General features: G+C 59.0%; 10 protein-coding genes. 5 read left to right on the top strand and 5 right to left on the bottom strand.

From position 1 onward, the window contains the following. Window positions 1-363: 363 nt before the first annotated feature. Window positions 364-1,386, bottom strand: coding sequence for a zinc-dependent alcohol dehydrogenase family protein (locus KI231_RS13645; RefSeq protein WP_103304969.1), 1,023 nt, complete (start codon window positions 1,384-1,386; stop codon window positions 364-366). A gap of 269 nt (window positions 1,387-1,655) precedes the next feature. On the opposite strand from KI231_RS13645, the gene KI231_RS13640 reads away from it, so the two are divergent. Then, window positions 1,656-2,585: a LysR family transcriptional regulator gene (locus KI231_RS13640; RefSeq protein ID WP_103304970.1), complete on the top strand. Its 930-nt coding sequence runs from the start codon at window positions 1,656-1,658 to the stop codon at window positions 2,583-2,585. A 42-nt stretch (window positions 2,586-2,627) separates the two neighbouring features. Here KI231_RS13640 and KI231_RS13635 read toward each other — a convergent pair whose 3' ends face one another. Further along, window positions 2,628-3,827: a sugar transporter gene (locus tag KI231_RS13635; RefSeq protein ID WP_213028580.1), complete on the bottom strand. Its 1,200-nt coding sequence runs from the start codon at window positions 3,825-3,827 to the stop codon at window positions 2,628-2,630. A 309-nt stretch (window positions 3,828-4,136) separates the two neighbouring features. Between KI231_RS13635 and KI231_RS13630 the strand changes: the two genes are divergently transcribed. From KI231_RS13630 to KI231_RS13615, 4 genes are all read left to right on the top strand, one after another. Continuing rightward, complete coding sequence (locus tag KI231_RS13630; protein WP_213028579.1) at window positions 4,137-5,876, top strand: dipeptidase; 1,740 nt, start codon at window positions 4,137-4,139, stop codon at window positions 5,874-5,876. Window positions 5,877-6,149: 273 nt separating this feature from the next. After that, window positions 6,150-7,403 (top strand): multidrug efflux RND transporter periplasmic adaptor subunit MexE, encoded by a 1,254-nt coding sequence (mexE, locus tag KI231_RS13625; protein ID WP_103304973.1) that lies wholly within the window; start codon window positions 6,150-6,152, stop codon window positions 7,401-7,403. A 15-nt stretch (window positions 7,404-7,418) separates the two neighbouring features. Then, window positions 7,419-10,610, top strand: coding sequence for an efflux RND transporter permease subunit (locus KI231_RS13620; RefSeq protein WP_213028578.1), 3,192 nt, complete (start codon window positions 7,419-7,421; stop codon window positions 10,608-10,610). Next, a complete protein-coding gene (locus KI231_RS13615) occupies window positions 10,607-12,028 on the top strand; it encodes an efflux transporter outer membrane subunit (RefSeq protein WP_213028577.1) in 1,422 nt (473 codons plus the stop codon). Before KI231_RS13620 ends, KI231_RS13615 begins: the two co-directional genes overlap by 4 nt. Window positions 12,029-12,141: 113 nt before the next feature. Here the strand turns inward: KI231_RS13615 and KI231_RS13610 are convergent, their stop codons facing one another. The 3 genes from KI231_RS13610 to KI231_RS13600 are packed head-to-tail and all read right to left on the bottom strand — an operon-like array spanning window position 12,142 to window position 15,413. Beyond that, entirely contained in the window at window positions 12,142-13,083 is a 942-nt protein-coding gene (locus KI231_RS13610; protein WP_213028576.1) for an HlyD family secretion protein, read from the bottom strand. A gap of 4 nt (window positions 13,084-13,087) precedes the next feature. After that, window positions 13,088-13,288: a DUF1656 domain-containing protein gene (locus tag KI231_RS13605; RefSeq protein WP_103304977.1), complete on the bottom strand. Its 201-nt coding sequence runs from the start codon at window positions 13,286-13,288 to the stop codon at window positions 13,088-13,090. Continuing rightward, a complete protein-coding gene (locus tag KI231_RS13600; RefSeq protein WP_213028575.1) occupies window positions 13,278-15,413 on the bottom strand; it encodes an FUSC family protein in 2,136 nt (711 codons plus the stop codon). The genes KI231_RS13605 and KI231_RS13600 overlap by 11 nt, the downstream gene beginning before the upstream one ends. Between the last annotated feature and the right edge of the window lie 18 nt (window positions 15,414-15,431).

The raw sequence follows: 15,431 nt of genomic DNA, 5'->3' as shown, positions 1-15,431 counted from the left end.
ATTTTTCTAGAAAATATTATTCCTAGGAAACTTCCCACAACGTCCCACGACAAGTGAGTACAAGAAAAAGAGAAGCAGTTTGCGAATAGCCCTACAACAATTAAACAGAAGTTTTCTCGACAAGCAGATCCAGCCGCTTGATGTTGCGCGGGACAAATTGAATGCACAGCCATGACTCATTCCTTGAGATGAAAGTAATCATTCAATTATCAGGGCTTACATTGCGATTAGAAGATACAGATCGAAGGCAAAAACCAGTTCAGTTGCTGAACAGATTCGGATGCAGGCAGTGAGATCGGCTTTTCGCAGGGGGAAAAACGCAGAAGAGTCCGTGGGGCCACGGACTCTGATGGAGGTCTATTTTCAGGCGGGCTCGACTTGCAGAGCGACCCGTTCGCGGCATGGGCATTCGTCCATGTAGCGATGCGCTTCGACGAACTCGTTGAACGGGAATACACGAGTCTTGAGCGGCACCAACACACGATCAGCGGTCAACTGGTTGATGTCGCGCAAGGCACGTTGCAGGGCGACGTGATCCTGGGTGATGCCCAGTTCCGGTTTGCCGGTGAAGTTACCGATGCAGTGCACGAAGAACTGGATATTCTTCTGGAACGCTGCGCAGGCCGGGAACGGCGTCTGGTTGCCACCTTGCAAACCGTACAACACCAGGCTGCCACGCGGCGCGAGCACATCGCCAAGCAGCGACATCTGCGGGCCACCGAGACCGTCAAAAACCACGTCGACGCCCCGGTTGTCGGTGATCTTGTTGATTCGCATCAACAGATCTTCCTCTTCGGTGACAATCACCTTCTCCGCGCCCAGCGACAGCAGGTATTCGCGCTCCTCCGCGTCCTTGGTAGCGGCAATCACCCGCACCCCCATGGCCTTGCCCAGTTGGACAAAGGAAGGGCCGGCACAATGACTGGCATCCGTGACCAGCGCAAACTGCCCGGGTTTTACCCGTGCCAGATCGGCATAAGCGAAATAGGCGATCAACAGCGGTGTGTAATGCACGCTGGCTTCGATCGGACTCAGCACATCCGGATAACGGGTCAGCGCTGTACGCGGCAGTACAATCGACTCGCCATAGACCGGATAGTCGTTTGGACTTTCGGCCGGGAAACTGGCGACCTTGTCACCCACGGACAGATCTTCGACATCGGCACCGACCGCCGTGACCACACCGGCCATTTCATGGCCAAGGCCTGACGGCAGGCGTGCCTGGGACGAGGCCAGATTCTGACGCCAGAGCGTGTCGTACCAGCTGATGCCGATTGCCTCGACACGCACCTGCACTTCGCCAGGACCTGGCTGAGCGGCCGCATGCTCTTCGCATTTGAGCACCTCGGCCGGACCAAACTTGTGAAAACGGATCGTGCGGGACATCGCAAACCTCGTCAAAGTAACCTCTAATGCCCTGAACTCTATCTGGGCTTTTGACCCAAGACTATCAGTGGCTATTAATAGTCGACATGCCTGTCATTGATTCCGCAGTATGGACGGCATTGGCAAAATCCATGAAAAACTGCTGCGCCCGTGTGAGTAAAGCTGAATTTTCCGGTGCAGAGTACCAGCCTTTCCCCGTAAGATTCATGCCGGCCATTGTTCTCATATGGCCGCCCTCGTCAAGCTTGATGACTCTGCCAGGACTCCAGATGAATCGTAATGACCTGCGTCGTGTCGACCTGAACCTGTTGATCGTATTCGAAACATTGATGCACGAACGCAGCGTGACCCGTGCCGCCGAGAAACTTTTCCTTGGCCAGCCGGCAATCAGTGCGGCGCTCTCGCGTCTGCGCAGCCTGTTCGATGATCCTTTGTTCGTGCGCACCGGCCGGAGCATGGAACCGTCCGCCCGTGCGGTGGAAATATTCGCCCTGCTCTCGCCCGCCCTCGACTCGATTTCGACCGCCGTCAGCCGTGCCGCAGAATTCGACCCCGCTACCAGCACCTCGGTGTTTCGCATCGGTTTGTCCGATGACGTCGAATTCGCACTGCTGCCAATGCTGCTAAAACGCCTGCGCGCCGAATCGCCTGGGATCGTGCTGGTGGTGCGCCGAGTCAATTACATCCTGATGCCAAGCCTGCTGGCTTCCGGTGAGATTTCGATCGGCGTCAGCTACACCACCGACCTGCCGGCCAATGCCAAGCGCAAAGTCTTGCGCCGCAGCCAGCCGAAACTGTTGCGCGCCGACACGGTCCCTGGCCCGTTGAGCCTCGACGATTACTGCGCGCGACCGCATGCACTGGTTTCGTTTGCGGGCGACCTCAGTGGCTTTATTGATGAGGAACTGGAGAAACTCGGGCGCAAACGCCATGTGGTGCTGGCTGTGCCGCAGTTCAACGGTTTGAGTACGTTGCTGGCGGGCACTGACATTGTTGCAACCGTACCGGATTACACGGCGGATGCGCTGACGGCGGCTGGCGGTGTGAGGGCGGAAGATCCGCCGTTGCCGACGCGGACGTTTGAACTGCACATGGCCTGGCGTGGGTCGCAGGATAACGATCCGGGTGAGCGTTGGTTGAGATCGCGGATTCAGATGTTCTTCGGGGATCCGGATAGCCTTGAGCTTCCGTCGCATTGAGCAGCCTGACAACGCCAGGCGCCCTCTGCTCACCGGGCGATCTCACGTCATCGACTTCGGGCCCGGGCTTCGGGCGCTGGTGAGGCGATAGATCGTCAGGCTGTAAATCATCAGCGCCAGACCTGCCAGCACGCCTCCAGCAATTCCAATGTAAGCGAACCCGATCTGGCCACCAACCCAACTCCCCAACAGTGCCCCACCACCAATACCGATGTTGTAGATACCCGAGAAAAGCGCCATCGCCACATCGGTAGCGTCCGGTGCCAACACCAGAACCCTGGACTGCAACGCCAGCCCAAATCCCATGATCGCCATTCCCCAGAAAACACTCAGCGTCCCCAAATAGGAGACTTTGCCGTTCAACGGCAAGAGGAACGCCAGGCACACCACGAGCAGCATCACACAGATGACCAGAAAACGATGCGGGTTATACCGGTGCAGCCAACTGAACAGCAGCGATCCGAAAATACCTGCGCCACCGAACAACAGCAGGATGAGCGTCACCGCATCGCTACTCATGCCCGCTACCACTTCAACGAAGGGTTCGATGTAGCTGTAAGCCGTGAAGTGAGCCGTCACCACCATGGCCGTCAGAATATAAAGCGCCACCAGTGCAGGCCGTTTGAACAACAACGGCAGGCTTCTCAGGGAGCCAGAGTTCTGACTGGGCAACAACGGTAGAACCCTGGCAAGGCACATTACCAGCGCAGCCGCCAATCCGCCGATCACCATGAACGTGGTACGCCAACCCATGGCCTCGCCCAACAATCGGCCGAGAGGAATACCCAGCACCATCGCCAGGGAGGTACCCGTTGCCAACAGGCCCAAGGCCTGCACCTGCTTGCCCTGTGGCGCGAGCCGCACTGCCAGAGAAGCCGTGATCGACCAGAACAGCGCATGCGCCAGCGCCACGCCGATGCGGCTCACCATCAGAACAGCGAAACTGCTCGCCAGGCTCGACAGGACATGACTTGCGATGAACATCGTAAACAATACGATCAATAGCCTGCGCCGCTCGATGTTGCGCGTCAGCAACATGATGGGAAGCGAGGTCAACGACACCACCCACGCATAGATTGTCAGCATCAGGCCAACCTGCGCCGTCGACATATCGAAGCTGCTACCGATCGAACTCAACAGCCCCACCGGAACAAACTCGGTGGTGTTGAACACAAACGCAGCCAGTGCCAAGGCAATCACTGCGTACCAGTTGCCGTTGGTTGTAGTTCTAGAATCGCTCATTGAAGGGGTGTATTACTCAGTCGAAGATCGCGCGCGGTTTTGCTTACCCGTTGCCGAAAAACTCAGGTGGCAGGTGGTCCGCTGGGGCCTGCACTATAAAGAAAAAGTGAAATGCTCGTCGACGACCCGCGAAGACATCGGTGGCTGAGCCAGGATCACTTTCGATTGTGCGTCGCTTTTGCATTTCTGTGCGACAGTTCCCGTTTCAGGCCTCCCGCAATGCTCTGGCACGGTGTTAGTTTGTAAGTGCATGTGTCTCAACGCTGAGACACCCCTTACTCACTGCCCTGCAAAGGAATGCCCTTCGTAATGAATTTCCCTTTCAAAAAACTGGCTGCAACGACCTTGATGCTGGCTGGACTGTCGGCTTTCACCGCGCCGGCTCACGCCAACATTACTCCACAGCAGAGCGCTGAAATCCTTAAAACCTTCAAGGCCGAGTCGACTACGGATTTCCGTCAATTCCTTGGTAGCCTCTCCAAGAGCGATCTGGCGAAAACTGCCGACATTGGCCCGACCATCAGCGCATTCCTTGACAACAAGACCCTGACCGCTGAGCAGCAGAACGAGATCTATCGTCTGCTCGGTATTTATGCCCGGGTGAAATACAGCGCCGCTGCCACCGAGACACTGCGCGAGCTGGTCGAGATCCCAACCTATCGCAAGGACGGCGTAGCCCAGCACGACAATCCGGAATTCATCAAGATCGGCGAAAAGATCAAGAGCCTGGCCGAGTCCTTCCACCTGAATTTCCGCAACATCGACAACCGCGTTTATGAGATTTCGCTCGAAGGCAGCGGCGATGAAGTCGTTGGTATTCATGCCCACGCCGACGTGGTGCCGGTGACGCCGGAAAACTGGGTATTGAAGGATGGCACCCGCCTCGACCCCTTCAAGATCACTCTGATCGGTGACCGCATGTACGGCCGTGGCACCGAGGATGACAAGAACGGCATCGTCGTAACGCTCTATGCGATGAAAGTCATCAAGGATGAAAAGCTGCCGCTCGCACGCAATTTCAAACTGTTGGTGGACACCACTGAAGAAACCACCGGCGATGCGATCCCCTACTACTTCGAACGTAATCCGACGCCCAACTACAACCTGGCACTGGATGGTGGCTACCCGGTGGTGATTGCCGAGAAAGGTTACGGCACGGTCATGGCCAACTTCGCCAAGCGCAAAGGTGAAGGCAAAGGTGCGGAAATCATCTCGATGACCGGTGGCCTGGCGACCAACCAGATTCCTTCGGTTTCAGTCGCCACCCTGATTACCGACAAACCTGCGGAGCTGGCTGCCAGTCTGCAGAAGGCCGGGGACGAGTTTGCCAAGCGCAGTGGCGGCGATTTCCAGGTGAGCGCCAAGGTTGACGGTAAAGACGTCAAACTGACGGTGACGGGCGTATCCGCGCACTCCTCCGAACCCGAGTCAGGGGTTAATCCGGTCGCGCGAATGTTGGTCTTTATTAACAGCCTTGATGGCAAGGTCGCCTTCAAGCACAACCACATTACCGATGCCGCGCGTTACGCCGCTGATAACTGGGGCCTGGATTATTTGGGCAACAAACTCGGCGTCGGTTTCTCCGACTCCTTCATGGGGCCACTGACCACGTCGCTGACCTATGTCGGCATGGATGACAAAGCCTTCAAACTCGCGGTCAACCTGCGCGTGCCGAAGGGCAAATCGCCTGAGAAGCTCAAGGCTGAGATCGCTGAAAAACTCGCGGCGTGGAGCAAGAAGAGCCATGTTGCCGTTGCTTTCGACTACTCGATCGCCGAGCCGATGTACCGCAACCCAGAAGGTGAATGGGTGAAAGCGCTGCTGGCAGTGGCAACGGAAAACCTCGGCATGAAACACGAGTTCGGCACTTCTGCCGGCGCAACTTCAGTGCATGAATTACCGAACGGCGTGCAGTTCGGTTTGGCCAAGCCGGACGTGAAATACACCGGGCACACCGACGGTGAATTCAAGACCGTGGAGCAATTCCAGCTGGATCTGCAGATCGTCACGGAAATGATTGGCCGCATTGGCCAGTTGCCGAAACTCTGATGTCACTGGGGCGAGGGAGCAAGCTCCCTCGCCCCAGTTTTTTAATCGTCACGTAATCCCCGCCGCGCAGCCTCGCTCCTGACTTTTGCACACGGGGCAACACAGAATTGCCTCCAGAGAGATTGATAGCCCCCTAACGAAAGGTGCATGCTAGAGGGCTCGCTCGGGTCTTATATCATTCCGAATGATAGTTACCTTTGCTTCATTCGATTCGTGCCATCACACCCCGCCGAGCATCATCCGCCCATCTTCAATACATTGGCGGATGCATCCATGGAACAGTCACTCAAACATTTGCGCTTCCCGTTGGCCATGTTGGCCGTACTGGTGATGAGCGCCTGCGGCAAGACTCCGGAGACTGCCGCCACTATGCCCGCTGCCAAAGTCAGCGTGGCCAAAGTGCTGGAACAACCGGTCAACGAGTGGGACGAATTCACCGGGCGCCTCGAAGCACCGGAAACCGTTGAAATCCGTCCACGGGTCTCCGGCCAGATCGACGAAGTCGCCTTCACTGAAGGTGCGCTGGTCAAGAAAGGCGACCTGCTGTTCCAGATCGACCCTCGTCCGTTCCAGGCTGAGGTGCGCCGCCTCGAAGCTCTGGTAGCCCAGTCCCGCGCCAACGCCACCCGCAGTGAAAACGAAGCCGGCCGTGGCGAACGTCTGCGTGCCAGTAACGCGATCTCCGCCGAATTGGCCGACTCGCGCACCAGCGCTGCACAAGAAGCCCGCGCCGCCGTCGGTGCCCTGCAAGCGCAACTGGACCTGGCCAAACTGAACCTGAGCTTCACCCGCGTGACCGCGCCGATCAGCGGCCGTGTCAGCCGTGCCGAGATCACCGCCGGCAACCTGGTCACCGCCGACACCACGCCGCTGACCAGCGTGGTTTCCACCGACAAGGTCTACGCCTACTTCGACGCCGACGAGCGTGTGTTCCTCAAATACACTCAACTCGCCCGTCAGGGTCAGCGCGGCGCCACCACGCCGGTGTACATGGGCCTGTCCAACGAAGACGGTAACCCGCACCAGGGCCAGATGAACTTCGTCGACAATCAGGTCAATCCGAAAACCGGCACCATCCGTGGTCGCGCGGTGTTCGACAACAGCGACGGCACCTACACCCCGGGTCTGTATGCACGCCTGAAGCTGGTGGGCAGCGGCACCTACAACGCCATGCTGATCAACGACGAAGCGGTCGGCACCGACCTCGGCAAGAAGTTCGTACTGGTGATGGACGCGGACAACAAAACCGCTTACCGCGCCGTCGAACTCGGTCCGAAAATCGAAGGTCTGCGCATCGTCCGTACCGGCCTGAACAAGGACGACACAATCATCGTCAAGGGTCTGCAACGGGTACGTCCTGGCTCACCGGTCACTCCTGAAGTGGTGCCGATGGCCAGCGAGCAAACCATTGCGGCACTCGCTCAACAACGTCAAGCGCTGGAAGCCAGCAACCTGCCTAAAGTCGCCCCTGCCAAAGGCGCGTCCGGTGCGGTTGTGAAGCTGGCTGCTACGACCCCACGCGGTTAAGGGACGACAACTCCGATGAACTTTTCCCAATTCTTCATTTCACGGCCGATCTTCGCAGCGGTGCTGTCGCTGTTGATCCTGATCGCCGGTGCGATCTCGCTGTTCCAGCTACCGATCAGCGAATACCCGGAAGTCGTGCCGCCCACCGTGGTGGTACGTGCCAACTTCCCGGGTGCCAACCCTAAAGTCATCGGTGAAACCGTGGCAGCTCCATTGGAGCAGGCCATCACCGGCGTCGAGAACATGCTGTACATGTCCTCGCAATCCACCGCTGACGGCAAGATCACCCTGACCATCACCTTCGCTCTGGGCACTGACCTGGACAACGCGCAGGTGCAGGTGCAAAACCGCGTGACTCGTACCGAGCCGAAGCTTCCCGAGGAAGTGACGCGTATCGGTATCACCGTCGACAAGGCGTCGCCTGACCTGACCATGGTTGTGCACTTGACCTCGCCAGACAAGCGCTACGACATGCTCTACCTGTCCAACTACGCGATCCTCAACATCAAGGATGAGCTCGCTCGCCTCGGTGGTGTCGGTGATGTGCAACTGTTCGGCATGGGCGACTACTCGTTGCGTGTCTGGCTCGATCCGAACAAGACCGCTTCGCGCAATCTGACAGCCACTGACGTGGTCACCGCGATTCGTGAACAGAACCGTCAAGTGGCCGCCGGCCAGTTGGGCGCGCCCCCTGCCCCGAATGCGCAGAGCTTCCAGCTGTCGGTCAACACTCAGGGCCGTCTGGTGACTGAGGAAGAGTTTGAAAACATCATTATTCGCGCAGGCGATAACGGTGAAATCACTCGCCTGAAAGACATCGCTCGCGTCGAACTGGGCTCCAGCCAATACGCCCTGCGTTCGTTGCTGAACAATCAGCCGGCGGTGGCGATCCCGATCTTCCAGCGTCCTGGCTCCAACGCCATCGACATCTCGAACGAAGTTCGCGGCAAGATGGAAGAGCTAAAGAAAGGCTTCCCGCAAGGCATGGACTACAGCATCGTCTATGACCCGACGATCTTCGTGCGCGGCTCGATCGAAGCGGTGGTTCACACCCTCTTCGAAGCGCTGATCCTCGTGGTGCTGGTGGTGATCCTGTTCCTGCAAACCTGGCGCGCCTCGATCATTCCATTGGTGGCGGTGCCGGTATCGTTGATCGGTACGTTTGCGGTGATGCACTTGTTCGGTTTCTCGCTCAACGCCCTGTCGCTGTTCGGCCTGGTACTGGCCATCGGTATTGTGGTGGACGACGCCATCGTGGTGGTGGAGAACGTCGAACGGAACATCGAACTGGGGCTTAACCCTTTCGATGCGACCAAAAAAGCCATGGGTGAAGTGACGGGCCCGATCATTGCCACGGCGCTGGTGCTGTGCGCGGTGTTTATTCCAGCAGCGTTCATCTCCGGCCTTACCGGACAGTTCTACAAACAGTTCGCCCTGACCATTGCGATCTCGACCGTGATCTCGGCGTTCAACTCGCTGACTTTGTCGCCAGCACTGGCCGCTGTATTGCTGAAAAGCCATGACGCACCGAAAGACCGTTTCTCCAAGGTGCTCGACAAGATCTTCGGTGGCTGGTTGTTCCGTCCGTTCAACCGCTTTTTCGACCGTGCCAGCCATGGCTACGTCGGCACCGTGCGCCGGGTTATCCGTGGCAGCGGCATCGCTCTGTTCCTCTACGCGGGCCTGATGGTGCTGACCTTCTTCGGTTTCTCCAACACGCCGACCGGTTTCGTACCCGGCCAGGACAAGCAATACTTGGTGGCTTTCGCGCAACTGCCGGACGCCGCGAGCCTGGATCGCACCGAAGACGTGATCAAGCGCATGTCCGACCTGGCCTTGAAACAGCCAGGCGTGGAAAGCGCCGTAGCGTTCCCGGGTCTGTCGATCAACGGCTTCACCAACAGCCCGAACGCCGGCATCGTGTTCGTGACCCTGAAACCGTTCGACGAACGTAAAGACCCGAGCATGTCGGCCGGTGCAATCGCCGGTGCCTTGAACGGCCAGTACGCGAACATTCAGGAAGCCTACATGGCGATCTTCCCGCCACCGCCGGTACAAGGTCTGGGCACCATTGGTGGTTTCCGCCTGCAAATCGAAGACCGGGGCAACCTGGGTTACGACGAGCTGTACAAAGAAACCATGAACATCATCAACAAGAGCCACAACGTGCCGGAATTGGCTGGCCTGTTCACCAGTTACACCGTGAACGTGCCGCAGGTCGATGCCGCCATCGACCGGGAAAAAGCCAAAACCCACGGCGTGGCCGTCAGCGACATCTTCGACACCCTGCAGATCTACCTGGGTTCGCTGTATGCCAACGACTTCAACCGTTTCGGCCGCACCTATCAGGTCAACGTTCAGGCCGAGCAACAGTTCCGCCTCGAATCCGACCAGATCGGCCAGCTGAAAGTGCGTAACAACAAAGGCGAAATGATCCCGTTGGCGACCTTCATCAAGGTCAGCGACACCTCGGGTCCGGATCGCGTGATGCACTACAACGGCTTCATCACCGCAGAAATCAACGGCGCCGCAGCCCCCGGCTACAGCTCGGGTCAAGCAGAAAAAGCCATCGAGAAACTGCTCAAGGATGAACTGCCGAACGGCATGACCTACGAGTGGACCGACCTGACCTACCAGCAGATTCTGTCCGGCAACACCGCGCTGTTCGTGTTCCCGCTCTGCGTACTGCTGGCGTTCCTGGTGCTCGCTGCTCAATACGAAAGCTGGAGCCTGCCACTGGCGGTGATCCTGATCGTACCGATGACCCTGCTGTCGGCCATCACCGGCGTGATCATCTCGGGCGGTGACAACAACATCTTCACCCAGATCGGTTTGATCGTACTGGTGGGACTTGCCTGTAAGAACGCGATTCTGATCGTCGAGTTTGCCAAGGACAAACAGGAAGAAGGTCTCGACCCGCTTGCTGCGGTACTGGAAGCCTGCCGTCTGCGTCTGCGGCCGATCCTGATGACTTCCTTTGCATTCATCATGGGTGTGGTGCCACTGGTGTTCTCCAGCGGTGCGGGTGCCGAGATGCGTCACGCCATGGGTGTGGCGGTGTTCTCCGGGATGCTCGGCGTGACCTTCTTCGGTCTGCTGCTGACACCAGTGTTCTACGTACTGATCCGTAACTTCGTCGAACGCAGCGAGCAGCGTAAAGCGGCCAAGGCGCCCACTCTTCAAAAGCCACTGGAGGCGCACCAATGAGTCTGAAAGTCTTCCTGCCGAGTCTGCTGGTGCTGGCCCTCAGCGCCTGCGCCGTCGGCCCCGACTACAAGACCCCAGCCACGGAGGCGGCCAACATCACGACCGCCACCGACGGCGCCGCCGGGCAAAAGAACTTCGACCGTTCGAAATTCGAAGGCATCTGGTGGCAGCAGTTTGACGATCCGACCCTCAACCAGTTGGTGACTCAGTCACTGCAAGGCAACCGTGAACTGCGCGTGGCGTTCGCTCGCTGGAAAGCCGCCCGGGCGATCCGCGACGACGTCAGCAACGATGCGATGCCGACCATCACCAGCCGCGCCAGCAGCGATCTGGCCAAGGGGCAAATCCCTGGCCAGACCACCAAACGGGTCAATAGCGAGCGCTATGACCTCGGTCTGGACATGGCCTGGGAACTGGACTTGTTCGGTCGCATCCAGCGCAATCTGGAAGCCAGCGACGCCGACCAGCAAGCGGCCGAAGCCGATCTGTACCAACTGCAAGTCACCATGATTGCCGAACTGGTCGACGCTTATGGCCAACTGCGCGGCGCGCAACTACGCGAAAAAATCGCCGTGGCCAACCTGAGCAACCAGCAGGAGTCGCGCAAGATCACCATCAGCCTGCGTGATGCCGGCGTTGGCGATCAGCTCGATGTCGAACGTGCCGATGCGCGTCTGGCCTCAGTCGAAGCCAGCGTGCCGCAGTTGCAGGCGGAACAGGTCCGACAGAAAAACCGCATCGCCACCCTCTTGGGGGAGCGTCCGGACAAACTGACCGTCGACCTGAGTCCAAAGGAGCTACCAGCAATCGCCAAGGCCTTGCCAATCGGTAACCCGGGCGAACTGCTGCAACGTCGTCCGGACATCCTCAGCGCTGAACGCAAACTGGCTTCCGCCACGGCGCGCATCGGTGTGGCCAAGGCCGATCTGTTCCCACGGGTCAGCCTCAGCGGTTTCCTCGGCTGGACGGCCGGACGCGGTTCGCAGATCGGTTCCTCGGCGGCCAACGCATGGGCGCTCGGCCCGAGCATTACCTGGGCAGCGTTCGACCTTGGCAGCGTCCGTGCCCGTTTACGCGGCGCCGATGCCGATGCCGAAGGCGCACTGGCGACCTATGAGCAACAAGTGCTGCTGGCCCTGGAAGAATCGGAAAACGCCTTCAGCGACTACGGCAAACGTCAGCAACGGCTGATCTCGCTGATCCGCCAGAGCGAATCGAGCCGCAAGGCTGCCGATCTGGCAGAGATTCGCTATCGCGAAGGCACCACTGACTTCCTCGTGCTGCTCGATGCACAGCGTGAGCGTCTGAATGCCGAAGACAGCCAGGCCCAGGCCGAAGTCGATCTGTATCGCGGCATTGTCGCGATCTACAAGGCCCTTGGCGGTGGCTGGCAACCAGAGACCGTCGCCAGCAAGTAACTTCCAGTTTTTAAAGAGCTCCTTTGGTTGGCCGCAACCAACCAATTTTTTGCCCCGCGTATCATTCGGTCGCGGGGCTTTTTTGTGCCTGGTGACTTACCCCTGGAGCTGCCTTATTCAAGGATAGTGACGGTGGCGGTCGTGCCGGCGCGCAAGCGGTTCTTGCCGGCATAGTCGCTATCGATGTCGATCCGCACCGGTACCCGTTGTGCCAGTTTCACCCAGGTGTAACTCGGGTTGATATTCGCCAGCAGACGACTGCCCGGGGCGTTTTCCCTGTCCGCAATGGCGAAGGCAATGCTTTGCACGCGACCGCCGAAGGTTTCCCCGCTCATCAACTGAATCCGCACTCGGTCGCCCTCCTCGATCCGTGGCAATTTGGTTTCCTCGAAGTACCCGCTGACGTAGAACGAGTCGCTGTCTACCAATGCCAACAGTGCGCCGCCAGCGACTGCGTAATCGCCCTCGCGGGTCAGCAGATTGGTGACATAGCCGCTGACCGGCGACTCGACACGGGTACGCTGCAAATCCAGTTCGGCCTGAGTCAGTGCCGCAATCGCCAATTGCACATTCGCCTCCGCCAGTCCGAGATTGGCCTGATTACGCAACTGATCAGCCTGAGCCACAGCCACATCGGTACTGGATTTTTCCCACTCTTCTCCGGAGATCGCGAAACCCTGCTTGAGCGTACGGCGCCGGCGCTCTTCGCTTTGACGCTGTTTGAGCAGTGCTTCACTGGCGACGATGGCCGCTTGCGACTGCCCCAGAGTTGCTTTTGCCACTTCAACCGAGCGCCGCGAGTGTTCTACCGCCAACCGGTAGCGTGCCGGATCGATCTCCATCAGCAGTTGCCCCTTGTCAACGTGCTGGTTGTCTTGCACAGCCAGGCTGACGATACGTCCGGAAACGTCGGCCGACAGCGTCACCACGTCCGCCCTCACCCGGGCATCCCGGGTCCATGGCGCACGGGTGTAATGCTCCCAGGCAAACCAGCCGAGCACGATGGCCAGTGCCACCACGGCCAACGTCATTGATCGAGCGAGTAACACTTTCAAGGCATCAGGCTCCCATCAGCAAAAGCAGCGTGGCACAGACGCAGGCATACAGTGCCCCTTCGAACAGCGCCTCATGCCAGACCAGACGCAATACGCCCAAGCGGCGCAAGCCCCAGTCAAGCAGCATGAATATCGGTATGGCCAGCAACAGGGCCTGAGCAATGGGTGGCAGATAAACGCCGCCAATCTCGAAATCAATGGGCAAGGGCCGGTTCTCCTTCCGGGGCATTACGTTGCAGGTACTCGCCGTGGCGCTGCAGAAATGACACAACGATCAGCAACGCCACGCGCATGCGGAACACCGACCAAAGATGTTCATGACTGGCGACGTGCAGATCATCCAGCTCATCGCCCAGTGCATGCAGCGTGGACAGCAACGGCGTCAGTTGCGCATCCTGTCGCCCGGCGACAAAGCGCCCGGTCTTGCGCAAGGCCGAGGACAAGCGCTGACTGAACACGTCGGTGAGCAATGCATTGTTCTGCGCCTGCTGCCTGAGCTGATGCATCGCCACACCCAGCGCCACGCTGGCCAGGCTGATTTCGTAAAGTTGCTGCATGGCGCGGTCATTCGCCGCCGGCAGCAAGCCAAGCATGCTGGTCAAGCGATCGACCATGCGGCTTTCGAAGGCGAATTGCTGCTCATCGGTGGCTGGTTTTTTAGTCAGCTCATACACCTGTTCACGCGCTTCGTTGTACAAGCGACGAAGGCGCCAGACCGGGCGGAACGGAAAAATCCACGCGTAGACGATCAGGGCGAGCATTGCCGCGCTGACATAGGCTCCAGCAAATTCGAACCATTGGATCGCCGTGTTCTGCCCGGTGCCGACATTCTGCGGGCCCAGCATGAGGAAACTCGACAGCCCCAACCCCATGCCGATTCCCGCCGTCGCCGGGCTCGCCAGACCGACCGCGATCACATAAAGCAGCGGTGCCAGCAACAACGCCAGCCACTCAAAGTCACTGATCGCCGGCACCAGCATGAATTGATAAAGCGCCGATACCATCAGCGCCAATCCCAACCCTCGGGCATAACTTTGCGCCGCCATCAACGGACGCGGAAACGTCGCCATGAGCGAACAGAGAATCCCCACCAGAATCATCCCGCCCCGTGCGCCGTCCCAGGCGGTTTCGATCCAGATCAACCCGGCAACCAGCAGCGCGGTAAAGGCGCGAATGGCGTTCATCGAAGCGAGAGTGAAATCCAGATGCAAGGGGCTGGCCTGACCGCGATAAAGGCAACTGGCTTCGCGCCCCTCCTGAATGGCATCGCTCAGTTCCAGGATCTGTTCCAGTTGCTGTAACAGACGCGCCTGCTCCCAGCGCAATGCCCACGCGAGTGAGCGCAGGGTGGCGCTCATGTCTTCGGTCAACTGTTCGGCCTCATAAGCCAAGGCTTCGAACTGCTGTTGCAGCGTAATGAAGTGATGCCGTTTCTCGGCGGGGAGCGAGCGGCCCTGCTCCGCCAACTGGTCGAGAAGCGCCAGCTCATCGGCACGCAGGCGCTGGACGTCGGGCGGCAAATCGCCCTCCCAGCGCTCGGTCAGCAGTTCGCGTTGATGCCTCAGCGCGGTCAGGCGCGAAGTCAAAAGCATCAACTGATTACCCAGTAACAGCACCAGGTTATTGGCGCTGCGCAACCGTGGCGCATCGAAATACAGGTGACGGCGCAGCCCTTCGAGGGCACTGATTTCACCAAGCAATTGCATTTGCCGACGTTGAAAGTCGGCTTCGCTCTCTTGTGTGCGGATGACCGCAGCGGAATGGCTGGCGACCAGTTTGATCACCTGATCGACCTTGGCGAAATAGCCTTTGGCGACGGCTTCCGGACGCGCCGTGAGCAGGCTGACCACGCAGACACAGGCCACGGCCAGCAACGTTTCGGTGACGCGGGTGACAGCCAGCAGAAAAGTGCCGTCCTGATCGGGAATGGCCAGTAGTGCCACCACCACGGCGGTGTAACCACTGAGCACAAACGCCTGGGAACTGGTGTAGCGCAGCAATGTGCCGCCCGCCGTACAGAGCGCCAGCCACAGGGCCAGCGTCGTGATGAACGGCAGCGGCGCCTGCGGAAAGATGGCCATGATCAAGACCGCTACCGCTGCACCGAGCGTGGTGCCGATCACCTGGCCAAAACTGCGTGCCAGCGCCATGCCGGCCAGCGGCTGACTGACAATGACCACGGCCATGATCGACCACTTCGGCTGATCGAGATCGAACAGGAACGCCAGATACAGGGTCAGCAACCCGGCCGCGATGGTGCGCAGGGCAAACAGCAGGACGGCCTGACCGGGATGGATCACCACCTTGAAATAATTCAACAGGGCTTGCATGGGCACACTCGTTTAAGC

The organism is Pseudomonas sp. Seg1 (assembly GCF_018326005.1).
Lineage (GTDB): Bacteria > Pseudomonadota > Gammaproteobacteria > Pseudomonadales > Pseudomonadaceae > Aquipseudomonas.
Note: the sequence above shows the minus strand (reverse complement) of the source record. Positions and strands in the feature narration are given on the sequence as shown.

What these genes read in the sequence shown, in the direction of transcription:
- KI231_RS13645 (WP_103304969.1), bottom strand. Translation starts at nt 1,386, where the DNA reads ATGTCCCGCACGATCCGTTTTCACAAGTTTGGTCCGGCCGAGGTGCTC.
- KI231_RS13640 (WP_103304970.1), top strand. Translation starts at nt 1,656, where the DNA reads ATGAATCGTAATGACCTGCGTCGTGTCGACCTGAACCTGTTGATCGTA.
- KI231_RS13635 (WP_213028580.1), bottom strand. Translation starts at nt 3,827, where the DNA reads ATGAGCGATTCTAGAACTACAACCAACGGCAACTGGTACGCAGTGATT.
- KI231_RS13630 (WP_213028579.1), top strand. Translation starts at nt 4,137, where the DNA reads ATGAATTTCCCTTTCAAAAAACTGGCTGCAACGACCTTGATGCTGGCT.
- mexE (WP_103304973.1), top strand. Translation starts at nt 6,150, where the DNA reads ATGGAACAGTCACTCAAACATTTGCGCTTCCCGTTGGCCATGTTGGCC.
- KI231_RS13620 (WP_213028578.1), top strand. Translation starts at nt 7,419, where the DNA reads ATGAACTTTTCCCAATTCTTCATTTCACGGCCGATCTTCGCAGCGGTG.
- KI231_RS13615 (WP_213028577.1), top strand. Translation starts at nt 10,607, where the DNA reads ATGAGTCTGAAAGTCTTCCTGCCGAGTCTGCTGGTGCTGGCCCTCAGC.
- KI231_RS13600 (WP_213028575.1), bottom strand. Translation starts at nt 15,413, where the DNA reads ATGCAAGCCCTGTTGAATTATTTCAAGGTGGTGATCCATCCCGGTCAG.